Below are 22905 nucleotides of genomic sequence, written 5' to 3'. Positions count from 1 at the left end.
CGTCGCATGAAACGATTCGTCTTTGGTGGTTTGGGCTTGATGGCCATCGTCATGCTGTCCGATACCGCAATGGCTCAGGAACTTTCCAGCAGCAACATCATGGATGATGTGCTGGATCGCTTTCATTCCGCGGCATCAACGTGGGGGCCTGCCATAGAAGCGGCCGCCAGTCGGTTGTTCTGGACCCTGGTAGTGATCTCGATGGTCTGGACGTTCGGCATGATGGCGCTGCGCAAGGCCGACATTGGTGAGTTCTTTGCCGAGCTTGCTCGTTTCACCATCTTTACAGGCTTTTTCTGGTGGTTGCTGACGAACGCGACTCAGGGCATGAACATCGCGGGAACCATCGTACAGTCATTGCAAACCCTTGGGGCACAAGCCGGTGGCCTTTCCAACAGTAACCTGGGGCCTTCCAGCATCCTCGATATCGGCTTTGAACTGTACGACCATACGGTGAAAGCTACGTCAGAGTTGAGCTGGAAACAGTTTGCCACTGCGTTGGTGATGGAAGGTATGGCCTTGGCCGTATTGCTGGTGTTGGCGATCATTTCCGTCAACCTGCTCCTGCTGCTAGCCGCTAGTTGGATACTGCTTTATGCGGGAGTGTTTTTCCTGGGGTTTGGCGGCTCCCGTTGGACATCAGACATGGCGATCAACTATTACAAGGCCATTCTCGGCATAGCAGCTCAGTTGATGGCAATGGTGCTCCTGGTCGCCATCGGTAGGGAGTTTATTACTCACCACTACTCGCAGATGAGCGAGAACATGGCGTCCCAGGAGTTGGTCGTGATGCTGGTCGTTTCGGTGATCCTGCTATTTCTGGTGAACAAGATTCCACCGATGATTTCCGGCCTGGTGTCGGGTGGCAGCGTGGGAGCAATGGGCATCGGGTCATTCGGTGCCGGTGCTGCGGTCGGAGCAGCCATGACAGCGGCAGGTATGGCCCTCACGGCGGGCAAGATGGCTGGGAGCGCGATGTTGGGCGGTGCGGCGAATGCAGTAGGTGGCGGGTCAGCCATCAAGGCTGCCTTCGAGAAGGCCCAGTCCAATATGTCTGGGTCTGGAGCCGACATGGCGAGTTTTGGCACTGGAGGTGACAGCAGCGGTGGTGGGAGTGGCAGCAGCTCCACTGGAGATGAAGCTGGCACCGGCGACACCCCATTTGCGCAGGCGGCTGGTTTCTCTGGTTCTGGCTCCCTACCTGGTGGCGGTAGCGGATTCAAGCGAGCAGCATCCTTGGGAGCTGGAACGGCTGGTGAGCTAGCTAAAGGGGTTGGGTCGAAGATGGCTGGGAAGTTCCAGGGCAAGGTTGATCAAACCGCTGGTGGCCGCATGGCGTCCTCCATCCGCGCGAGCATGAAGCCGGAAGGGGATAGTGAGGTCGCAGAAGCGGATGATTCTGTTCCCTCGTTCGACAGCGACAGCCTGGGCGGTAGTGAACACCAGCAGGACCGTAGCGACGAGATCGCTCGCTTTGTGAACCGTGGCCAGCAGGACACCTAAGGAGACCCCACGATGAAACAACGCCATTTTATGGTAGCCCTGGATATGCTCGACGAAGAGCGGAAGGCCCACACTGAAGCCGTTTTCGTACCGGCTGTCGAGCTATCGGCTGAGGGTGAGAGAAACGCCGAGGCAGAGATTGCTGCTTTTGTGAACCGACCGGATCCCACTCATCGGGTGGAAGCATCACGCAGCACGCGCAGCAGCAATGACGCAGGAGCTGGAACTGGAAGAACACCGTTCTCGGAGGCGGCAGGATTTTCCACCAGATTTTAAAAGCACGCGGGCCGGTGGTGGTGCACCGACCCGCATTTCCACGTACCACCTGACGAGAGGTGAAACATGACAACCACGCATGATATCGGAATTTGGCACCTTCATCACGCCGCGGCCGAGCTGGCTGCCCTGGAGCTTATCGATCAAGAAACCGCACGGCAGGTTTCGCCAGTAGCGGAGGCTGTCGCTAACATGTTCACTGTGTTGTACTACCAGGCCGAAACTGGACAGGCAACACAGGCGGACTGGCAAGAAGCACTAGCCACTATTCGCCAGGCAATGACACTAGACTGAATAACAGTAGCAAAGGCGGCTATTTTGGCCGCCTTTGCTGCAATGTGGAGGAGGTTCGTCATGCCTGAAAGCAGAGATTGGTCGTCCTTTACCGACCTGCCGAAAGCTGACTCAGATTTTCTTCAACAGCGCCAAGGAGGTACTGCTCCGGGGATGGCCAACGAAACTGGAGCTGCCGTACGCCTATTGACGCCCGCCGAGCTGGCCGAACTGCGTCGGGATATGGCTGAGGCGTCCGCGTGGGCGCGGGCTGAGCTGAAACGGCGGAGGCCTGATGAGTAGCTAGGCACCAAGTATTAGCTTGAAGGGTACACAGCAACATTAGGTAGCTGCATTCCATAACGCCTGACTTAGGCGGTAGAGAACGCGTGCTATATCCCCTTGTACCCAAAGTCCTAGCTCATTACTCAACTCGAGAGACGCGGCGGTGAGGTTGGCGGATCCGACGTAGGCTTGGGTGTCGTCGGCAAGGATCAGCTTGGCGTGGGACGTCTCATAGCGGTTATCCTCTAACGCCTTTCGGTAGTAGCGATATGCGACTCTCCGGCTGATTTCCGGTCTGTCCGCCAGCCAGGTCTCCAGCGGTTTTTCCTCCCAGCGTCGGGTAATCAGGCGGATTTCGGCTTGTTCAGGTAGGATATCCCGCACCAGTTTCTCTAAAAAGGCAAGCCCTTGGTGATCGTAGAACGGCGTGACCAGGGTCAGTTGCTTTTGTGATCGTACTGCCAGGTGGTTGATGAGATCGCCGGTGGTCTCGAAGTTAGGACGCAGGCCCTGGGCATGGGCTGCGGCTTGCAAGTGGATGGCGTGGTGGCCGAGGGTTAGGATCATCTTTGGTTCGTTACAGGTACCTCGCCGAAGCCCTGCCATAGCCCCATCGATGATACCCGACAGGTAGGCGTAGTCGATTTCTCGTTTACATCGATATCGTTCTCCGCTGAGGGGTTCCAGTAGATTAGCCTTGATCAGTATCTCAAGGATATGCGCGATAACCCGGTGCTGATCTCGAGGGATGTGGCCCATGCGGGCCACGCTGTGAATGTCGAACGACGAGCGAAGGTGCAGCGCATTTAAGGCCTGTAGCGTGCGTGCGCTGATATCTCCGAAATCCAGGAGCGTGCCTAAAATGGGAGGTTCAAGCGGACTCGTTGACATCAAAGAACCCCGGAAGGATGGGACAGCATTTTCGAGAGGCTTCGTAGGGGTTAGGCCCAGAGCGAAGAACCGCGCGGGTCAAAAGGTTATTGCCTGCTAGGCAGCTGACCTCTGGAATCATGATGCAGTCTGGGCAGGCCCCGCCACGGCTGTCGCACAGGCTGCCGGAGCCACACTGTGTTGCCCGTGGGCTAAGCATGTCACTCAACAAGGCATCGCGCCGGCTACGCCAAAGAGAGCTTATGTTGCCTAGGTCCATGGTAGCCCCGTTTCGGTAGACTACGAAAGCTAGGTCTGCAGGGAAGAGATACTCACCGAGGGAGGCTTGGTCGAGGCCGGATTCCTGGGCGATGGTGTTGATTACCAAGTGGGCAAAAGAGTGTAGTAAGGTATATACCATAGGATACACCTTGTAGGTATCCTCCGGCTGGAGTTTGTCTACGTAGCGCCCCCAGGGAAGGGCTCGCTCCAGGAGGCGGCCGCCAAAGGCGATCTCGTCTTTCGGCGACCAGTGGAAATGATCAGCCAGCGGCACATCGAAGGCCTGCAGCCATCGACAAACGGCATCTACTCTGAGTCGGAAGTAGAGCGCCTCATTATCTTGATTGATAGCGTAGATTGGATGCTTGTTGTGGCTTTTCTTGTGACCGGTGCTGTCGCCGCCGCGCAAGACGGGAAACAAATTCAAACGCACCGGCATGATAACGTTCTGCTCCTCCACGCAAGGTTTGGACTCGCGGCGGGTGAAGCCGTAGCTGAAGCGACATAAAGGGAATTTTCTTAGTAGGCCAACCTCCTCTAGTCCCAGATCTCGCATGGCCTGGTTGACACGGCCTTCAATAGCCGCTCGCTCTTCCGGGTCATTGGGAGCTAGGAGGTCGTCGAGGCTGTTAAAGGGAACAAACACTCGGCTACCGTCATGGGTCCCGCTCTGGATGATGTCCTTGAGCAGTGAGTCGTGTTCCACGGCTAGCAGGAAGGGGTCGTAGCGTGAGGAGAACTCCTGGCGCACTTCCGGTATCAGCTTGTTGCGAATCTCTGGCGGGGCTTGGAAGGCCTTGTTCTGCAGTTCATCACAGGCGCTCAGGGCTTTGTTTTTAGCTTGTTCGAAGTTTTTCTTCATGAAAGAGAGCATCTCCTCACTGAGACGACTCCCTATGCCCTGATTCATCTCTTTGGCTTCCTTGAGCAACTTATCAGCCTGCTTCAGCTCATCAGAAGCTGATTTGAGGTTCTTCTTCTCCAGGTGCGCGATTATGTCCTCAGAGCTCATTTCATCTCCCGCGTAGCCATACTGCTGGGCTATGAATTTCTCCAAGGCAGAGTGGTCGTCTCGGCTGATAATCTCCTTCAGTTTCTCCAAGCGTGCGCTGTCGGTGAGTTCCAAGCCTCCAAGGATGACAAACTGGTCCATGACTGTGTAGTGGGTACTGGATGCATTAGCCGGGCTGGCACGGAAGCGTGCGAGCCGAATATGCTCCATCGGCTTATCGAGGATCTCTAGAGTTTCGCGATCGTTGTTGATGATGTCTCGCGGTTGTGTGCAGTTTGGATTTGCACAGATAAACTGCCATTCGCTTAGCTTGCTGCTGCGGTGGTCAAGGGTGTATTTGGTGTTCCCACAGGAGGTGCAGCCACTGCTCCATTGAGAAACCTTGCCATCCTCATCGACGTTCCAACGGGCCGGCGATAGTGGTTCGACCCGACCAGAAGGGTGCACGTTCACCACATCGACCTGTCGCCACTGCGGCTTGCCCCCGCAGTGTGGGCATGTGTCATTCGAGTTGAAGAATGACGCCGCGCGTACTTCGTTGTTGAAGTGCAAGAAGAGGTCGCAGTGGTCGCACGTATAGGTCAGTGGGAAGACCTCGTAACCCATCTGGTCTGGCTTCATGACGTAGAATAACGTGTCGAGCTTCTTCAATCGCTTGACCGTACCATGCTCAGTGAGCAGCGAGCTGTCTAACACCTGACGAGGGGCTACGTTGTCGCTGCTACGCATACCTACGCTGTACCAGCCAGACGCAGTATCCTCAATCAGATAGGCCATCTGGATGTAAAGGATATCGTTGCCCGGAAAAGGAGTACTATTGACAGGAAGAATCCTGCAGCTCCCCTGTCCGTCTTCAAAGGAAAACAGCTTGCCCGGCGCATAGCTCGACAACAGCTGGCTGCGCGAGCGCGACATGAGTTTTGCTTTGATTTCCTTCGCATCCGTCTGGGTAGTGTCGTTCATCCTCGATTCTCCTCAGGCCTTGCCATGCTTCGCCACCTGCAGCAAGGTGCGCGTAGCCACGATCTTGTCCCGTTGGGTCTTCTGCGTGATGATCCCGTTTTCATCCACATCACGTAGGGATGTCATGGGTTGTTCTTCCTTTACGAGGGCAAATTCGCTGAAGTAGCGGTACATCGACAAGTCGCCCGAGTCGCTATATTCGTTGACTGCCTTTTGTAGGTAATTGATCAATTCCACGGTGAGATTGTCAAAGTGCTTTCGGTAGTATTCGAAATTACTCTCTTCTAGGAATTCCTGGTTGATGCCGAGCGCCTCTTTGACGTAAGTCTTGAATGCCTCCCGGTTCATGATTGCCTTGCCTCCTTGAAACTCGCGTAGGATTTGATTCACGGAGGAACCATCTCTCCAACGCTGTTTATCCGCATCTAGGAACTTCGCAAGTGGCAGAATTCCGCCGAGATAGTTGAGCCAGATGCTGGAGAAGCTTCGTTCCATAGCCTGCCGTGCGAAGCGGTCAATTGGGGCCGGTTGAACCATGCGCTCAAGGAAGCGGTGGAAGCCATCGAAGACCTCAACTATGTAGCGGTCCCGTCGCTGCTGCGGGGTGGGAATCAGCAGTACAAAGCCGGTATGCGTCCGCCCCACCCGGGATGAGGCTTGGATGTATTCGGCAATGTTCGAGGGCACCCCGGCGAAGAACATGGAGTTGAACTCGTCGACGTCGACGCCGTGAGAGACTGCGGAAGTGGCGATTACAGAACGCATGAGCCCTTCCAGGCCGGGATGTGGATCTGGAAGGTTCTCGGCGATGTCGATGACGTTCTGGATTTCGCCCTGGGAGACATCCCCGGTGATCATGCGTGTTACCCCGCCGCCATAGGACAGACCCTTGTTCTCGTGGCACTTTCGGGTTTCTTCGCGTTCCGCATTCAGAACCTGATCACCGCCTTTCTTGTTAGTTACATAGGTGAGTGCGATACGGTGTAGGTCTACAAGAGTTAGTAGTCGCTCAGGGGTTGTTGTCTCCTGTAGGAGTTGGTCTCGAAACTGTTTCGCATTGGGGTGCTCCGGATCGATGCTCTTCAGTAGTCGCTGACGCACCACTTCCTGACGACCCGCATCAGCACTGTATAGCGCCTCGTAAAGCTCAGTGATGATCAGATGAAAATTGCCCAGAATGTTGGCTGTGGCCGAGGTATGGGCACGACCGTTGGTGAGGATCGCACAATAAATGCGCGACCAATGTGAGGCATGCTCTTCCTGATCCGGCTTAAGGTCGGCGGGTGGGGTGTCACGCACCTTGGGCTGAGTGTAGAACGAACGGTAGATGTCCGGCCCCGGATGAGGGAATTGCACAGTTGGGATCTTGCGCTGGTAGAGGTGCTCCATGTGCCGTTCCGGATCCGATACTGTGGCCGTGGCAGCGATGACCTTGGCCTTGCGGCGGGTGGTACCCCCAGTTCCCGGATAGTGGGCTACCACCTTGTGAGGCATGACCTCACCCAGGTGGTCGAGCGAAGCTTCGAAGAGAGTTTCGAAAATGCTAGCAAAGGTGCCCAGGGATTGGTTGAGCAAGTGCGCTTCGTCTTGTACCAGCAACGAGGGGAATGGGTCGTGGAACAAGTCCACACCATCCTCGAACGCCGGTTTTAGGCGAGTGAATCCGCCTTGGTTCTTCTCGGTCGCTTCGAGGTTAGCTCGAGTAGGTGCCACCAATTCGCCGTTCTCGTTGAGCCACCCGGCGAGTCCAAACATGCTGAACACCTTTTTGAGGGTGCTGTCGTTCTGCCCGATAAGGGCAAGCTTGTCGACCGTGCCGAGGAGCACTGACGGTGCCTTCTTGTAGATATCCTCATCGCAGATATAGAACGGCAGAGGTTGGTAGGCTTGGCCGGCATGAGTTTCGCAGTGAGCGTCAGTGCAAACGTGGGCCAGCATCCCGTTGTCTGTCTTGCGCAGCATAGTAGTACTGCTGCAGAAAGGACACTTGATGATCTTGAGCCAGTCTTCCTTCGCCTTCTCGTAGGCGCTGGCCTCTTTGTCGGAGAGAGGCCCGACTCCCTTGCTCAGGGGAGGCACACCCTTGACGTCTTTTCGCCAGTTTGGTGAACCACCACTGCCCACCCAGAAGCCGATAGCGAAGGGCTCGCCGCCGTATTGGTGTGACTTGCGCACGAGCTCAGCCTGGGCAAGCACACGCGCGGTACGGTTGGCCTGCTGAATGGTTAGTAGCCGTAGTGGGTAGCGGAGCATGGCGGTTACGCCGAAGTACTTGCCACGGATGCGATCAAGTAGGAGGTTGAAGGCTAGTAAGCCGAGGAAGGCTTCTGACTTGCCCCCACCGGTGGAGAAGTACAGTAGAGTTACCGCCTCGTCCCTATATTCCTCAAACAAGCCATGGAAGGCCTTCATGCGGGTCACAAGGGTCGGCAGATTGGCAAGGATGAAGGCGATCTGGAAAAGTCGCCACTGGGCATGGTCGTTTCCTGTACGGCTCTGCATCATATTCGCCATTGTCTCGTTCATGGCCAGCCATGCTTCGTACGGTGCGGCCTTCGCGTCGCTCTGTGGCCCCCTGGCACTCCAGGCTTCATAAGAGTCCTCTAGGATACTCAGACCGGCACTGACCGCGGCCATCTCTACCTTCCAGCCTTCCTCTACATCCCGGTCGAGAGCCCCTTCTTCTTTCTCCAGTTCCTCACCGCTGAAACCCATGGCCTCAAGGTCAGTGTTTTTGGCCACGTCATCAATCCAGTGTGCATAGGCCTCACGCAAGCTCTGCAGATGAATGTGGCCGCCTGGCTGGGCGAGGTCGCGAATGCGCCGGTTGATGCCCGCGTGTGGCACAGGCTCCATTCGTGGCTGGGTGAATTGCGGCGTCCAAGTGGTTCCCAAGTGAATATGCCCGGGGCTCGAACGCAAGCGGCGCACACCTCCGTTGAGACCGATAGCGGGGTAATTCAGGAAACGGTTCACCCGGTAGGAGCGCTCGATGCGACTCATCTTCAAAGGCACATGTAGGGTCTCCTCGAGTTCCACTTCGAGGCTTAGATCGAATAGGGTACCTTCCCAGTCCCGGTTTGCCCGCAGAAGTTTCCGCTTGTCATCTGGATCCTGGCTGTCGTTGATCAGGGATATACGGGTGCTCAGTTGTTCTGGGTTTTCCCAGTTGCTCCTGAAGGTTATATCCCAGGACACCTTGTGTGCAGGCAGCACAGGAGGCTGATCTACCCGGTTGACGCGATCAATGAAGCTGTCCCAGTTTTCTAGCTCGCTGTATAGGATGGACGTACGGCTCCGGTAAAGGTGCCGGCCCCGTTCGGGGTCGGCTTGGATCCAGATCTGGATGGCCTCCTGAATGGTTTTCTGGATCAGCGCCTCGTGAGAGCGAAGCTGGGTATCCAGGTCAGACCGGCAGGAGGGGAAATTCAGGATCAGGGGTTCGGGACGTACCGGGATACGTACCCATTTATGCGGCACGGGAATGGAGTCGAATAGGGCGTTGATGCTGGGCGTATCACCAGCCTTGCCCTGCACTGCCTTGTCCTCTTTGGCCTTAACCACCAAGCTGTTCACGGCTTCTTCTAGGGAGACCGCGGCCTCGTCAGCCATGTCCTTCTCCATGCTCAACGGCGGTAGGCCAATTTCCGTGCGCACTTCGTCGAGCAGGCGTTCATGGCGCGCCTTCTGACTCTCCCCCTCTTTCGTTGGGGATCTCTCCTTGCGCGCTTTGAGCTTCTCTCTGATAGCTCTGCGGGTATCTCCGGAGAGCCTCGGCACTGGCCACAGATCATGTTGGTCGAGCTCTTTTCGGGTAGGGATCGTGCGCAGGTAGATGGAAAAGCGCGGACGCACGACGAGGGTGCCTTCTTCTTTCGCGTGGACTAGAAAGTCTAGGCCGTGATTGCTAATGTGAATCTGGCGAGTGACCGGGTCGCCGTCTTCGAACGCCTTGAGGGCCCCATCCACGTCCCCTTCATCATTGATGATCCTACTACCTTGTGGCCGCGGCGGTAACAGGAATCCCGACACTAAAACATCTGCTGGTGCTGCACCAAAAATAACGCTGGAATCTTCGTCCCGCCCGGAAACTCGGTCATTGAGCATTTGCACGATTCCCAGGGCGACAGCCTCTTTCAGCACATCTGGGATATCGGTAGGATCATCACGATTCATCATCGTTATCCTCCAATGGGGTGATATCTGTAACTTTCGAGAAGTTCATCAACAGGCGCTCTCTGAAGCGCTGCAGCTTTTCCATCGGTGTGTCTAGGTAAACGATGGCTTCCGGCTTCATCAGGTACATGAGGATTAGGCCGCTCTCAACTCGACCATCCCGACGCCGGGCCCCTCGATGGGCGCGTACGGCTTGCCAGAAGATGTCCTGCATGGTTTCCGGAACTCCCAGGATATTGCAAAAGGCATTGAAGTGCTCTTGTTTTTGTGGTGCATGCGCGCGGCCATTAAGGTGTTCTTCTAGAGCTGGGGCCAACCAGCTGCACAGCATGTTACGGCTGATGTTGAAGTTGGGGTGAGCTTTTATCAGAGCCTCGTTAATCGCCCCGAAACGCTGGCTTTCTGGTGCTGGGTAGCTTTCATAACGGTGGCAGATTTCGCGGTGATATAGACTCAGCAAGCCGCTACTCTGATGGCTAGACATGAGGACTTCACAGTCTTTCTCGCTGAGAATCTCACGCAGTTCCTCGCGAAGCTCATCACTGATGCTGAGTACCTGGTCACCTTTACGTAGGTCCCGTCCCTTCACTATCTCCATGTCCCCTTGGCGATTTCTGCGCAGAAACTGGGAATTGCTCCAACGGTACCAGAGCTCCTCGTGATCCAGCTGGATGAGGAGCTCTGGGTCATAGCTATGATCGTCGTAGACTCGCTCGTTTTGGGACCCGGTCTGGCTCTGCACCAGGATTTCAAAGCTCTCGTCCCTCTGGGCCTCGTTGAATATTGAGAGTAATCTCTCGATAGCCGGTTTTAACGGCTCAAGACCCGAGCTTGCGAGCAGGCCTTCAATATGATGCTGAGCTAGGCGCACGTACTTGGGGGTGAGAACAATCTCGATATCATCGCACTGGGGGCTCAGCAGCAACTCGTCGATCAGTTGTGTAGTCAATGCCGTGTAAATAGTAGGTATATGCGGTCCTACCTTGGCGGTAACTTGGAACACTGGTACAGCTTCCAGACCTGCTAGTTCGGCTTGGTTCCAAGCATAAGCTTCTAAAGAAGAGCCAACCACCAACTGTAGGTGGTTACCTTGGACCTTATTCATGCTCTCTCTTACAGCTTGGGCAAAGGGTTGCCCTTTTGCCTTCCAGTATTCGATAAGCTTATCGCCGGCATTGAGTACCGCCTCAATTTCGGAGTCTTCGAGCACCCAGTTGGCATCACGGGCCCACCGGAGCACTGCACGCTTGGCCTTGCGCCAGTCTATGCGGTCGAAAGCTCGTTCGAAGCCTGTGGCATCTGGTACCAGAGCTTTGAGTTCTTCTAGGTTCAGCGTCAGGGCGGAGATGTTACCTAGCACGCTAGCTGCGCGCTTCAGTACGGATCGACCATTGCGGTCAATAGCGCTCATTTCATAGGGCAAACGATATAGTTTCTGGATAACATTTGCTGCGTAAGTATCGATGATATATGGCTTGTTGAGCTCAGCTTGGTAGACTTGCAAAGTCTCCGCTTTACATTGGGTTAGTATGTGGTCACGAGGGGTGGCCCAGATAGCACTATTATCCAGCATTATGCGTGTCATGGCTTCGGAGATATTAGCGCTACGGCTTTTTAGGGTGATCTGCAAGTGACGCCAAGTGGAAGGGGTATCGGTGAGAATCAGCAATCCCGGTGGATTTGTAGTTCTCTCCATGAGAGAGACAAGCTCGGCCAAGCGTATCACCATGACGTTGTGATCCCATCCGGAGAGATTGAGCATAATACGTCGGGCATCGAAGATTACTAAGTTCGGTCGTGCTTCTGGATTGGCGAAAAGACTGCGCAATTCACTCGTCACCACGTCATTTTTAACCCGCCCGCTGATGGAAAGTAGGCCCATGGGCGATTCGAGGATGGCATTTTGCTCCATCAGTGCGCGGGCATTCTTGCGTTCTCCAGCTTTGAGGTGGCTGAGGTCACTCTCCCGGAACAGGTTCCCGGGACGAACGGGCCATGAGGATTCACCTGTTCGGTAATGATAGGTCGGCAGTACCTCATTGGCGTATACCCAAGGCAAGCGCGCAAGAGCGAATAGCAGCAGTGTGGTGTTGTAGCGCAAGCCGCCGGTTTCGGAGAGGTAGTATTCCTGGTACTCGTTAGCCAGCTTCCGTAAGTGCTCTCCGAAAAGGATATAATTGTTGAGATGATTAAATCGGGACAACGAAGCAGGGTAGATTAGGGTTCTTAGCGCACTAGAGTCTTCCTCGTAGGCGACAAGGTTAGCCATAAGGTGGGCTAGTCCTGGGTGTGGCACTTTGCCAGGCCATAGTAGACGGGCTGCAATACCGCCAGAATCCAACAGGGTGCGCGTTATTTCTACCAGCCTGAGGAATGATTTGGACAGTTCCAATACCTTTTCGGGAGTGTCCTCTAGGGCCAATAGACCTTCCATAAAAATTCCCGACTTTTGATCTGGGTCGGGTAGAATTCTAATCTCCCCTTCATGCATGGGTTATCTCCCCTTGAGTAATCTGTGTTACTGCTTCTATCCAGTCCTTTGTTTTTTCGTAAGCAGCGACCAAATGTTCAGGGGGAGGCAATCTCAACTGACTAAGCTCATAGCTGGATACATTGGTCGCTCCTGAGATGCAGCGAAACTGCTCATTTGTCCAGGACGATCCGATTAGGGCTGCTAACCCCTCAGCTGGCACAAGCGGTGGATTTTCTATGGCAACGAGAAATAGGACATGGTTCTCACCCACTACACCTCCAAAGGTCTCGTAAAGGTTGGTAGGAATTGCAGCAGCAACTAGGCGTCTTACTTGCTTGGGCGCGGTAACTCGCTGAAGGGCTACAGCTGGTGTACGGATTTCACCGGCTCCGCTTGGAATGGTAGATTGATCTACAAAGCAAGGGCATCCTGCTGCTCGGGCCCGTTCAATATCAAGTACACCCGGCTGTACGGCATGAGCCCATATCAGAGGGAGGACTTTTTGAGGGTTAGGCGCCTTATCTAGACTGGTGTATCGCGGTCGTTTATCTCGATAGTCGACCAGATGCCCTGTGACGATTTTATAACCGTAGTCCACAATTCTTGCATTTAATTTCTGGCAACGATTCAGTACATTTACACCTTCGGTTGTCCTGGGGAAAGTCCAGGGAGAAGAGCCTTGGCTAATGGTCCACAACCCTAAATCGGTTACCCGTTCCTCTGTGTCAATGAGATTGATTCGTGTCTGGTGGTTGTTAGGCTGTCTCCCCTTACATAAATGAGTCAGCGCCGCATCCTGCTCTGCGCCGAAGAAGGAACTGCCCTTTTCATGAATCAAGTCCAAGCTTTTTATATACGCTTCGTTGTCGAGAGCCTGACGCAGCTTGCAAAATGTCCTCCCGGAAAAGAAGCTCATTGGAGTAATGAGACAAGCCTCACCGCCGTCCTGAAGAAGATCTAATGCGTGTAGAGTAAACAGAGCATAGAGATTTGATTGGCCCTCTACAATATTTCGCAGACGAGGGGTGCTTAGTTGCTCAACCTCAGCACGCTTCATTTTCCGATAAGGGGGATTGCTCAGCACTAGGTTGAAGGAACCCAGTGTATCACTGAAAGCCTCTAGACCATTTTGGGTCAGAATGTTCCACTGAGGTCTATAGCCAGAGGCAGAAATATCGTCGGCCATTATGGCGTAGAGAAAAATCTTTGTGGTCTCGACCAAAGCAGAGTCAATGTCAGCGCCGAAGAAGTGGGTTTCTACGTGAAGTAAACGTTCATACGGGCTCATTCTCTGAAAATTATTATTGCATTTCAGGCGAAGAAGAGCAGGAATAAGGAAAGCTGCACCGCCGCATGCAGGATCAATGATTCTGCCAAGCAGAAAATTTTTTTCGTTGTTGTTAATCTTATCGAGAAGACGGTTAGTCAGCGGAGGAGGGGTGAAATAATTCGCTTGCTGTTTACGTAATTCTGAGGGGATTAGGTTGGAATAAAGGGATCCTGCCCAGTAAGCAGCATACTCGATATTCAACGATTTGAGCCATTTCAGTGTATTGTCTATGGCTGTGTTTTTGACGAAAGTATAGTCTATGCCCTTGAAAGCCTCCGGTGAATCAAGATAACGATCAAGAATCGATAGAAGGATATCTCGGGGGAGCGGCGTGTCAGGTAGAGTACGCAGTTGAGACAAATATTTTCGAAAACACTGTTTTTGCTTTCGAAGAGTTTGGTTGTTTGCAGTGGTGTTGGATCGAAAAGTAGTGCTCATGGGTTTTTTGCTTAGATTTTTATAAAGGGTCTTATATTGATCAATAGGTGTTTGTGGTAAATATCCATTACAGGACGCCCATGAGTAGTATGAATCTGAGCTCTGGGAGACTAAAGAAGCACCAAATGGGGCCAGCTTTACACTTGATTTTTCTCGCCCGCTCGACAAGAGCTCGTAGTTGCGCTGCTGACGGTGTTGTTTCGAGAGGAGCATGCGGCACCTTCCTTCCATGAAGCTGGCCTTGGAGAAGTTTCTCACCTACGGTCATTGGCGTCTAGGAAGAGCTCATGGCGAGAGCCATAGGCTGAGTACAACGAGCCCTTTTCCTTGGTGCTGAAGCGTATAGTTCCTGCCTGCAAGGGCCTGGATGACCAGCTAAGCCACGATTACGGCAATCAGAAAACCCTCCCCTTGATGGCAACTGCTAGCAAGTCACGCTGGTAGGTCAAGAATGAGCATCATTCGCATAGCTTTCAGCGTTTCGTTGCTTAGGGAAGGTCATAAGAGTGGTACAGCACTGGTACACACACTAGCTTCTTATGCTATCCTCAAACTTCGCTAAGCTACTGATTTAAAAGAACTGTACCTTTCGCTCGATTACGGTTGCTTTTTCTTGTATATCAGTAACTTATTGTTTTAAAAGCGAACTCATAATCCCCTGGTCGCTGGTTCGAGTCCAGCTAGGCCCACCATTATCCCATACAGCAATCGGACTTCAGGTTTGCCTGGTCAAGACAATCTCCTCTTCGGTGAGAGGGTGCGGGCGAGTAAGGCGACCTGTGCTTCATGATCCTCGCGCCATCGTTTGTCTCCTTCCTTGTAAACTCTTCTGGCACCATGATGTGGTAGCGCTGATCCACCGGAGCTCAAGATGGATACACCTGCGCAGAACAGGCATGCTTTCAGTATTCAGAATTAGGAGCCTGTTATGTCCGACCCTTTCAAGCAGCTTCACTTAGCCATGAACCAGTTTGCTGCCGAGCGTGACTGGGATCAGTTTCATTCGCCCAAGAACCTGGCTATGGCGCTAACGGTAGAAGCGGCTGAGCTGCAAGAGTGCTTTCAGTGGCTGACCGAGGCGCAGTCCAAGGATCTGGATGAGGCGCAACTGGCTGCTGTGCGTGACGAGATTGCCGATGTTCAGCTTTATCTGATTCGCCTGGCGGGCAAGCTGGGTGTGGATATTGAACAGGCTTGCTGGGAGAAAATGGAGAAGAACGCCAAGAAATATCCCGCGGAGCAGGTGAAAGGTAGTGCAAAGAAGTACACGCATTATGAAAACGGTGATGTGTAGACTCAGGAAGTCATAAGAACTTCAATTGCACTAGCCTTGGCTGGCATTTTGAGTAAGGCATTCTTGACGTTACCAATTGCTCCTTAGTCGTTGGAAAATCCTTGGCTAGATTGATTTATCTCCAGTTTTTAGCTCAATCATGTTAGATGATTGATCCTGACGCCGTCTTGGGAGCAGGATCAGCTATCTACTCAGCCGCGGAATATATGCTCTCGATGATAGTCCATATAGGCTTTTTGGCGCTCTGTCAGTGCGACTGGCGTGGAAAGCGGTTTGAGTTCCCAAACCTGCTGGACAGAAGCCGGGAGCTGATTGCTGATTTTGATTTGCCCAGCATCATCAAAGGTGATGTAACCCTTGTCGAAGAGATGGTCAATATGAGGTGTCAGCAATAGTCCGTTGTGACCATCTAGCTTTTCTTCATTGGTGCATTTCGACCAGGGCTTGATATGGCTAGCAACCAGGAAGCGAATATCTTCAATTCCCGTAACTCGACAGCGTGGTTCTAGCTCAGCGACACGGGACCGGAATAAGCCTTGGCCAATGCGAGCCTGGATAAGTTGGGTGCGCTGTGTCGTGGTTACCTCTGTATTCTCAAGAATGTGGTTAATCTCGATATTGTCTCCAGCGTCGGACGAACTGCTAGCCTTTTCTAAAATCGCCTCAACCTGGCCACCCAATAGCGATATCAACCCTTCAGCAAGCGGTTGAGGGACTGGGGCTAGATAGACACCTTGGTTGCCATTACCGTTAGCTTGAAGAGGAGAGTATTTGGCAGGAAGGGCAGGTGCTAGAAAGTCGATATGATCTTTAGGGCGAATTGGGTTCGCTAGTTTGTTGAAGGCAACGGGCACGTACCAGCCGTCGTTAGACCAAGCTGCTCCCGCAATTCCGAACTCATCAGGCTTAGACGATGATTGATGGGACCCGCTCACGATACCAATGGCTTTGATCTGCGTATCGCAGAAGGAAAAGACGATGTCGCCCGTGCTCACTTCGGTCATGGCATCATAGAAGCGGTTACGAGCACCGTTGGCATTGGTCTTGGGAGACCACAGATAGCCTCCATGGACTTCGTGCTGATATGTCTGATTCTGATTCACCCACCAGTAATTCATTACCTCGTCCTCGAAAATCTCTATGCGCCGCAGTAGAAATGATTCGTTTTGAAGGCATGATTCTAGCGGCCAAACGACAAGCAGGGGGAGAGGCAGGTCTCAAATGGAAGTTTCGAGTAGGAAGGTGGAGGTGGATGAAGAGTCAGGAGCAGCACTTCCAGCTCTTTACGCTGGGTTAGGTGCTTCCCCGAATTTTTGTTCGATCAGCTTATTCAGGTTGATCAGTTTCCAGCATGCTGCAGGGAGATTAGCAGCCTGTGGGCGATCAACAGCCGCATGCAGTTTGCCGCCAAGTAAGCTTTCAAACTGATTGCCACATAGCTCTTTAAGAAATGTCTTTGTTGTGCACCCTTGGTGCACAACATCGATGAAAAATAAAGAATGGCTCGTCAACCAAGACTTATTCGCCTTCTTCCTTGGTCTCCTCCTCCACACCATCCCCCATACCGTTCTCCCCAACCGCGTCGTCATCTTCCATCCACCCTTGCTCCTGGTAGTAACGCAGGGCGCCTTCGTGCAGTGGTGCGGACAGTCCATCTTCGATCATGGTTTCAGGGGTGAGGACGGAATAGGCGGGGTGGAAGGTGGTGAAGCGATCGAAGTTGTCGAATAGCGTGGAGACCAGTTCATAGACCAGGTCGGGGTCAGTGGACTCGTTGGTGAGTAGGGTGGCGCGCACGCCGAAGGTGGTGATCTCGGGTTGGTCTTCGTAATAGAGCCCGGCGGGAATGGTCGCTTGGCTGTAGTAGGGGGCGTTTTCCAGCAGGGCGTCGACGGCGGGTCCTTCGACATTCACCAGTACGGCATCGCAGAGATCGACGGCCTGGCGGATGGAGGTGTCGGGATGCCCCACGGTGTAGACCATAGCGTCGATGTTGCCGTGGCACAGCTCCATGGACTGCTGATCGGCGGGCAACTCGTTGACTACGGCGAAGTCGCTGAAGGTCCAGTCCTGGGCTTCCATCAGTTGCAGCATGGTGCCTCGCTGCCCGGAGCCTGGATTACCGATATTCACCGAATGCCCTGCCAGGTCGTCCAGGGTGTCTATGCCGGCGTCTCGGCGGGCCACCAGAGTGAAAGGCTCGCTATGTACCGAAAATAGGGCGCGCAGGCTCTCGTCGGGTCCTGCCTCGGCGAATCCTTCTGTCCCTGACACCGCATGGTATTGAAGGTCGGATTGAGCCAGGGCGATGGGCACTTCATCGGCGCGCAGAGCACGAAGGTTGTCGACGGAACCGCCGGAAGGGCGCGCTTCACAGGGTGTCTGCACCAGGCGGCACAGGATTCGACCTGTGATGTGGTAGACCCCGGTGGGGCTGGCGGTGGCAATCACCAGCGGGGTATCTGCCGAGGCAGGCGAGGCGGACCCCAAGGCGAGAACACTCAGCAGTACAGAGCCCGTCAGTTGGCTGAGGCGTTGAGAAGCGAGAATCGGGATGCCCATCGTGACCTCCTTGGGAGTATATAGGTCTTCCCTCGTTTGAAGTTTAGGTCTCCGCGGAAAGAGGTGCTAAGGAAACACTACATAAATGCCTGCGCGACTCAATCGCCGCTGACACCATCAAAAAGGCCGAGCATGTTGGCATGCTCGGCCCTGAAGGTTCATATCAATCGAAGGTTCATCTCAACGAAGGTTCATCTCAACGAAGGTTCATCTCAACTAGGGCTCATCTCAAGCAGGGGACTATTTGGCGAGAGACTGTTCCGGTTCGTCATCCACTGAACGGCGCTTCCAGTAACCAGCCAGCAGTGAGCCCGAGACATTGTGCCATACAGAGAACAAGGCGCCGGGCAGCGCCGATGTGGCGGAAAAGAACTGGCTGGCAAGGGATACGGCCAGACCGGAGTTCTGCATGCCGACTTCGATGGCGATGGTGCGCGAGGTCCGCTTGTCGAAACCGAGCAGGCGCCCGATGTTGTATCCCCCGGCCAGGCCGATGGCGTTATGCAGCACCACGGCGAGTGCCACCATCGGCCCCAGCGTGGCCAGGCGTCCGGCATTGAGACCGACCACAATGGCAATGATGATGACGATGGCCACCATCGCCAGGGTCGCCAGAGCAGGCTCGACGCGCTTGATCTGCTGACCAAGGAAGTGGTGAATGATCACACCGAATGCAATCGGCGCGATCACCAGCTTGGCAATGCTGAGGAACATGCCCCATACGGGGACCTCGACACTCTGTCCGACCAGGGCCCAGGTCAGCAGCGGCGTGGCTGCCACCGAGACCAGCGTCGAGACCAGGGTCATGGATACCGACAGCGCCACATTGCCTCCTGCCAGCCAGGTCATGACATTCGAGGCGGTGCCTCCGGCAGTGGCGCCCACCAGCACCATGCCGGTGGTCAATTCCGGCGACAGGCCAAGTGCCCAGGACACCAGCAGCGCCGCCAGCGGCATGATCGAGAACTGCAGAATCAGCCCGACCACGATCGGTAACGGCGCACGAATCACACCGAGAAAATCATGTCGTGACAGTGTCAGCCCCATGGCGAACATGATGATGGCCAGCAGCAGTTGAATTTGGGCAGCCAGGCCAGTGAACCACTCTGGCTGCCAGGCAGCACAGAGGGCAAAGAGAATGGCCCACACCGGAAACAGGCGATTGACGCGCTCGAAAGTCGACATAAGGAAATCCTGAAATAATGCTTTTTTGATGGCTCTTTTAGATAGCTCGCTACTTTGCGCCATTCATCGCGATCAGTGAAGCTCGAAACGTAGGTAAAAAGGAGCATAAGGGAAAAAGAAACACAGTAAAAAACTTCTATCAGAGTGGTCGGTCACTTCTGATCAGCACCTGGAAGCCGAGCGAGCCTTTGGCATGCCATTGGTAATATTGGTGGGCATGGGTGTTGGCATCTGCTCGTCAGTGATTCCCTATGCCTGCGATCAGCTCGCCATGTCGCGCCTGCCGCGTGAGTCATTTGCCTTGCTGTTGGCGCTCCTGCCTGCCTCGGCGACGATCATCGCTGCCATCGTCCTGGCGCAGATACCCACCCTGCAGGATCTGCTCGGCATCATGCTTGTCATGAGCGGCATTGCCGTGCACAGGCCGGCCGGGGGATGAAGTTCCTGATACCACCTCGATAGACAGTGCTTATCAATGGGTAAGAGATATCGATTGGACGGAGATTGTTAGCCAGCGTATTTTCTTGAAGTCAACGTGATCGTGAGTTCAAAGAATACTCATCATGACGTTTTTTTTAGTGCTGGAGTCTCGATGTCCGATAAAGGAAAGGTAAAAGAATACGCAGGACCCGCGGCGGGTTGGGGAGCGCTGAAAAGCGTCACGAAAAGCTGGCTGGGAAGTGAGAAGCCGGTCAAGAACCTGCGGGCGATGCTGAAGACCAACCAGAACAGTGGCTTCGATTGCCCTGGCTGCGCCTGGGGCGAGTCGCCCGAGAAGGGGCTGGTCAAGTTCTGCGAGAACGGGGCCAAGGCGGTCAACTGGGAATCCACCGGTCGCTATGTTGGTCCGCGTTTCTTTGCCGAACATAGTGTGTCGCAACTGGCGCGTCAGAGCGATTATTGGCTGGAGTACCAGGGGCGTTTGACTCACCCCATGCGCTACGATGCCAACAGCGATCACTATGTCGAAACCACATGGGATGAAGCGTTCGCCCTGATCGCCAAGCATCTGCAGCGTCTCGATTCTCCCGATCAGGCCGAGTTCTACACTTCGGGCCGGGCGAGTAACGAAGCCGCTTTCCTCTATCAGCTGTTCGTACGGGCCTTTGGTACCAACAACTTTCCTGATTGCTCCAACATGTGTCACGAGGCCAGCGGTATCGGCATGACCGACACCATCGGGGTAGGCAAGGGCACCGTGGTGTTCGATGACCTGGAAAAGGCAGATGCGATCTTTGTCATCGGCCAGAATCCGGGCACGAACCACCCCCGCATGCTTGAACCCCTGCGTGAAGCGGTCGAACGGGGGGCGCAAGTGGTGTGCTTCAACCCGCTCAAGGAACGTGGCCTGGAACGTTTCCAGCATCCTCAACATCCCTTCGAAATGCTGAGCAATGGCTCCGAGCCGACCAACACGGCCTACTTCCGGCCCGCCCTGGGGGGCGACATGGCCGTGATGCGTGGCATCGCCAAGTTCCTGTTGCAGTGGGAACGTGAAGCGCAACAGGCTGGCCAGCCTGCAGTATTCGACCATCAGTTCCTCCAGCAGCATACCGTTGGGCTGGATGATTACCTGGCGCAAGTGGATGCCACATCGTGGGATCAGATCGTCGAACAGTCCGGATTGAGCCTGTCCGATATCCAGCTGGCGGCTGACATGTATCGTCGTGCCGAGCGGGTGATCATGTGTTGGGCCATGGGGGTGACGCAGCATCGCCACTCGGTGCCCACGGTGCAGGAGATCGCCAACCTGATGCTGTTGCGCGGCAATGTCGGCAAGCCCGGTGCCGGTCTTTCTCCGGTGCGCGGGCACAGCAATGTGCAGGGCGACCGCACTATGGGCATCGATGAGCAGCCCCCCGCCTGGCTGCTGGATGCCCTGGAACAGCGCTTCGCCTTCAAGGTACCGCGCCAACACGGCCACAACACCGTGCGCGCCATTCAGGCGATGGAAGATCAATATGCCAATGTGTTCATCGGCCTGGGCGGCAATTTCGTTCAGGCGACCCCGGATACCCCGCGGACTCACGAGGCCATGCGCAAGTGTGACCTGACGGTGCATATTTCCACCAAGTTGAACCGTTCCCACCTGGTGACCGGCAAGGAAGCACTGATCCTGCCTTGCCTGGGGCGGACAGAAGTGGACATGCAGGCCGAAGGGCCGCAGGGCGTGACGGTCGAAGATACCTTCAGCATGGTGCATATCTCTTACGGCCAGCTTCCTCCGGGCTCTGAACACCTGCGCTCGGAGCCTGCGATCATTGCGGGCATGGCCAAGGCGACCCTGGGCAACCATCCGATCGACTGGGACAATGTCATTGCTCACTATGACCGCATTCGTGACCTGATTGCCGATACCATTCCCGGCTTCGCCGATTTCAATGCCAAGCTGCAACAGCCAGGTGGGTTTCATCTGGGCAATGCGGCCTCCGAACGGCGCTGGAATACCGCAAGCGGCAAGGCGCAGTTCAAGCCCTGTGCGCTGCCCAAGCAGCTCATCAATGAAGGCGTGACAGCACGGGGGGACAAGCCAGACCTGATCCTGCAGACCATGCGCTCGCATGATCAGTACAACACCACCTTGTATGGCCTGGATGATCGTTACCGTGGCGTGTTTGGGCTGCGTGAAGTCATTTTCGTCAATGAAGAGGAGATTCGTCGGCTGGGGTTTGCGCCAGGCGACAAGGTTGACCTGGTGTCCCTCTGGGATGACGGCCGCGAGCGCCGTGTGTCCGGTTTCATGCTGGTAGCCTATGACATACCCGCAGGGCAGGCCGCCGCCTATTATCCGGAAACCAATCCCCTGGTACCGCTGGATAGCTACGGGGAAAGAACCTTTACCCCGACATCGAAATTTATCGCGATCAAGCTGGAAAAGGCCCAGGAAGACAACACCATTCCAAGCGCCGCTCTCTAGACTAGAGACGGCCAAACAAGATATGGCCAAACAAAATAGCTAGATAAGAAGGCTAAACAAGACAGGGAGCCCCTTGAGGCTCCCTTTTTCGTGCTTTTTTTCGTGATGGACCGCTTTTGCTTCTTGAATAGCGCAGCCATTTATTTATACCGAGTTTTCCTTGGCGAAGATCTCTTTCGCCAACTCAAAGCACTTCTCGGCCAGGGCCGAACGTGGCTCCGCCTGCCGCATGAGCAAGCTAATGGGAGCGTTGGTGTTGGCATTGGCAATCGGGATGATGCGCAGCTCATCACTCAGGATATCGGTGCCGCTCTGCAATGGCACGATGGCGCAGCAGATACCGGACTTGACGGCCTGCGCCAGCTGATAGGTGGAGTCGCTTTCCAGTACCGGGGTCGGGTGTAGCCCAAGGCCACTCATCTTCAGCATGATCGACTGCCGAAAACGCATGGTTTTCGACAGCATGCCCAGGGGCACTTCGCTGACCTCTTGCCAGGTCAGCGTTTCGCCTTCGAAGTGGAAGTAACGAATATCAGACAGCAACCCCATGCTGGTGACATCCAATGCGATCGCCTCGAATTGTTCCGTGCTTTCGTTGTCGAGATAACAAAGGCCAAGATCGAGATCATTGCTGCTCAAGCCGTCGATGATCTGTTCGGAACTCATGGATGAGAGCTGGAAGGAAAGTTCGGGGTAGCGTTGCGAGAGTGGCTTCAGCAGTTGCATGGGGTCGAAGCTGGCAAGCGGCACCATGCCAATCCGCAGATTCCCCACTAGTTGGCCACGGCAATTGGCGGCTTCGGCCTGAAGTCCGTCGTGGGCGGTCAGCAGGGTTTTGGCCCAGGCCAGTATTCTTTCACCGGCTTCGGTGAAGCCTTCGAAACGATGGCCGCGCCTTATCAGTACCAGGTCGAGCTCATCTTCCAGGCCCTTGATGCGCATCGACAGCGTCGGCTGGGTGACATGGCAAAGATCGGCGGCCTTGCCGAAGTGCCGGGTTTGATCAAGGGCAACGAGAAACTTGAGCTGTTTGATATCCATGACATGACCTGAGCGACAATTCGGC

The 22905-nt window shown here is 54.7% G+C and carries 16 protein-coding genes; 7 read left to right on the top strand and 9 right to left on the bottom strand.

Features of this window, described 5'->3' with window-relative positions:
• The first annotated feature begins 6 nt into the window (after positions 1–6).
• The 4 genes from trbL to E4T21_RS14955 all read left to right on the top strand — a co-directional run bounded on the left by trbL (position 7) and on the right by E4T21_RS14955 (position 2355).
• Positions 7–1503 (top strand): P-type conjugative transfer protein TrbL, encoded by a 1497-nt coding sequence (trbL, locus tag E4T21_RS14970; protein WP_149285822.1) that lies wholly within the window; start codon positions 7–9, stop codon positions 1501–1503.
• A gap of 12 nt (positions 1504–1515) precedes the next feature.
• Entirely contained in the window at positions 1516–1779 is a 264-nt protein-coding gene (locus tag E4T21_RS14965) for a hypothetical protein (RefSeq protein WP_149285821.1), read from the top strand.
• Positions 1780–1845: 66 nt separating this feature from the next.
• A complete protein-coding gene (locus E4T21_RS14960) occupies positions 1846–2073 on the top strand; it encodes a type I toxin-antitoxin system ptaRNA1 family toxin (protein ID WP_149285820.1) in 228 nt (75 codons plus the stop codon).
• Between the two features lie 60 nt (positions 2074–2133).
• Complete coding sequence (locus E4T21_RS14955; RefSeq protein WP_149285819.1) at positions 2134–2355, top strand: AbrB/MazE/SpoVT family DNA-binding domain-containing protein; 222 nt, start codon at positions 2134–2136, stop codon at positions 2353–2355.
• A gap of 39 nt (positions 2356–2394) precedes the next feature.
• Here the strand turns inward: E4T21_RS14955 and E4T21_RS14950 are convergent, their stop codons facing one another.
• From E4T21_RS14950 to E4T21_RS14930, 5 genes are read right to left on the bottom strand one after another with little or no spacing between them, the layout of a single operon-like run.
• Entirely contained in the window at positions 2395–3228 is an 834-nt protein-coding gene (locus E4T21_RS14950) for a phospholipase D-like domain-containing protein (RefSeq protein WP_149285818.1), read from the bottom strand.
• Positions 3209–5464 carry a hypothetical protein gene (locus E4T21_RS14945; protein WP_149285817.1) on the bottom strand — a complete coding sequence of 752 codons (2256 nt, stop codon included), beginning with the start codon at positions 5462–5464 and terminating at the stop codon, positions 3209–3211. Before E4T21_RS14945 ends, E4T21_RS14950 begins: the two co-directional genes overlap by 20 nt.
• Positions 5465–5476: 12 nt before the next feature.
• A complete protein-coding gene (locus tag E4T21_RS14940; RefSeq protein WP_149285816.1) occupies positions 5477–9643 on the bottom strand; it encodes a DEAD/DEAH box helicase family protein in 4167 nt (1388 codons plus the stop codon).
• Positions 9630–12131, bottom strand: coding sequence for a hypothetical protein (locus E4T21_RS14935; RefSeq protein WP_149285815.1), 2502 nt, complete (start codon positions 12129–12131; stop codon positions 9630–9632). The genes E4T21_RS14940 and E4T21_RS14935 overlap by 14 nt, the downstream gene beginning before the upstream one ends.
• Positions 12124–14094 carry an HsdM family class I SAM-dependent methyltransferase gene (locus tag E4T21_RS14930; protein WP_187775008.1) on the bottom strand — a complete coding sequence of 657 codons (1971 nt, stop codon included), beginning with the start codon at positions 14092–14094 and terminating at the stop codon, positions 12124–12126. Before E4T21_RS14930 ends, E4T21_RS14935 begins: the two co-directional genes overlap by 8 nt.
• Positions 14095–14809: 715 nt before the next feature.
• Here E4T21_RS14930 and E4T21_RS14925 point away from each other — a divergent pair.
• Positions 14810–15175, top strand: a complete 366-nt coding sequence (locus E4T21_RS14925; protein ID WP_149285813.1) for a nucleotide pyrophosphohydrolase — start codon at positions 14810–14812, stop codon at positions 15173–15175.
• A gap of 191 nt (positions 15176–15366) precedes the next feature.
• Here E4T21_RS14925 and E4T21_RS14920 read toward each other — a convergent pair whose 3' ends face one another.
• The 3 genes from E4T21_RS14920 to E4T21_RS14910 form a co-directional block, all read right to left on the bottom strand.
• A complete protein-coding gene (locus E4T21_RS14920) occupies positions 15367–16293 on the bottom strand; it encodes an HNH endonuclease (RefSeq protein ID WP_149285812.1) in 927 nt (308 codons plus the stop codon).
• 400 nt (positions 16294–16693) lie between these two features.
• Positions 16694–17737 carry a TAXI family TRAP transporter solute-binding subunit gene (locus E4T21_RS14915; RefSeq protein ID WP_149285811.1) on the bottom strand — a complete coding sequence of 348 codons (1044 nt, stop codon included), beginning with the start codon at positions 17735–17737 and terminating at the stop codon, positions 16694–16696.
• Positions 17738–17977: 240 nt separating this feature from the next.
• Complete coding sequence (locus E4T21_RS14910; RefSeq protein ID WP_149285810.1) at positions 17978–18922, bottom strand: bile acid:sodium symporter family protein; 945 nt, start codon at positions 18920–18922, stop codon at positions 17978–17980.
• 193 nt (positions 18923–19115) lie between these two features.
• Here E4T21_RS14910 and E4T21_RS14905 point away from each other — a divergent pair, with 193 nt between their 5' ends.
• The gene (locus E4T21_RS14905; RefSeq protein ID WP_149285809.1) at positions 19116–19361 is read left to right on the top strand and encodes an EamA family transporter; all 246 of its coding nucleotides are present in this window, start codon (positions 19116–19118) and stop codon (positions 19359–19361) included.
• A gap of 153 nt (positions 19362–19514) precedes the next feature.
• Positions 19515–21839 (top strand): FdhF/YdeP family oxidoreductase, encoded by a 2325-nt coding sequence (locus tag E4T21_RS14900; protein ID WP_149285808.1) that lies wholly within the window; start codon positions 19515–19517, stop codon positions 21837–21839.
• A 144-nt stretch (positions 21840–21983) separates the two neighbouring features.
• Here E4T21_RS14900 and E4T21_RS14895 read toward each other — a convergent pair whose 3' ends face one another.
• Positions 21984–22880 carry a LysR family transcriptional regulator gene (locus E4T21_RS14895; protein ID WP_149285807.1) on the bottom strand — a complete coding sequence of 299 codons (897 nt, stop codon included), beginning with the start codon at positions 22878–22880 and terminating at the stop codon, positions 21984–21986.
• Positions 22881–22905: the final 25 nt, after the last annotated feature.

The sequence above is a fragment of the Halomonas binhaiensis genome, from assembly GCF_008329985.2.
GTDB classification, from domain to species: Bacteria; Pseudomonadota; Gammaproteobacteria; order Pseudomonadales; family Halomonadaceae; genus Halomonas; species Halomonas binhaiensis.
Note: the sequence above shows the minus strand (reverse complement) of the source record. Positions and strands in the feature narration are given on the sequence as shown.

Coding starts and splice junctions, on each gene's coding strand:
- E4T21_RS14930 (WP_187775008.1), bottom strand. CDS start 14,094: ATGCTCCTCTCGAAACAACACCGTCAGCAGCGCAACTACGAGCTCTTG.
- trbL (WP_149285822.1), top strand. CDS start 7: ATGAAACGATTCGTCTTTGGTGGTTTGGGCTTGATGGCCATCGTCATG.
- E4T21_RS14955 (WP_149285819.1), top strand. CDS start 2,134: ATGCCTGAAAGCAGAGATTGGTCGTCCTTTACCGACCTGCCGAAAGCT.
- E4T21_RS14900 (WP_149285808.1), top strand. CDS start 19,515: ATGTCCGATAAAGGAAAGGTAAAAGAATACGCAGGACCCGCGGCGGGT.
- E4T21_RS14910 (WP_149285810.1), bottom strand. CDS start 18,922: ATGTCGACTTTCGAGCGCGTCAATCGCCTGTTTCCGGTGTGGGCCATT.
- E4T21_RS14940 (WP_149285816.1), bottom strand. CDS start 9,643: ATGATGAATCGTGATGATCCTACCGATATCCCAGATGTGCTGAAAGAG.
- E4T21_RS14960 (WP_149285820.1), top strand. CDS start 1,846: ATGACAACCACGCATGATATCGGAATTTGGCACCTTCATCACGCCGCG.
- E4T21_RS14920 (WP_149285812.1), bottom strand. CDS start 16,293: ATGAATTACTGGTGGGTGAATCAGAATCAGACATATCAGCACGAAGTC.
- E4T21_RS14950 (WP_149285818.1), bottom strand. CDS start 3,228: ATGTCAACGAGTCCGCTTGAACCTCCCATTTTAGGCACGCTCCTGGAT.
- E4T21_RS14965 (WP_149285821.1), top strand. CDS start 1,516: ATGAAACAACGCCATTTTATGGTAGCCCTGGATATGCTCGACGAAGAG.
- E4T21_RS14915 (WP_149285811.1), bottom strand. CDS start 17,737: ATGGGCATCCCGATTCTCGCTTCTCAACGCCTCAGCCAACTGACGGGC.
- E4T21_RS14935 (WP_149285815.1), bottom strand. CDS start 12,131: ATGCATGAAGGGGAGATTAGAATTCTACCCGACCCAGATCAAAAGTCG.
- E4T21_RS14925 (WP_149285813.1), top strand. CDS start 14,810: ATGTCCGACCCTTTCAAGCAGCTTCACTTAGCCATGAACCAGTTTGCT.
- E4T21_RS14895 (WP_149285807.1), bottom strand. CDS start 22,880: ATGGATATCAAACAGCTCAAGTTTCTCGTTGCCCTTGATCAAACCCGG.
- E4T21_RS14945 (WP_149285817.1), bottom strand. CDS start 5,464: ATGAACGACACTACCCAGACGGATGCGAAGGAAATCAAAGCAAAACTC.
- E4T21_RS14905 (WP_149285809.1), top strand. CDS start 19,116: ATGCCATTGGTAATATTGGTGGGCATGGGTGTTGGCATCTGCTCGTCA.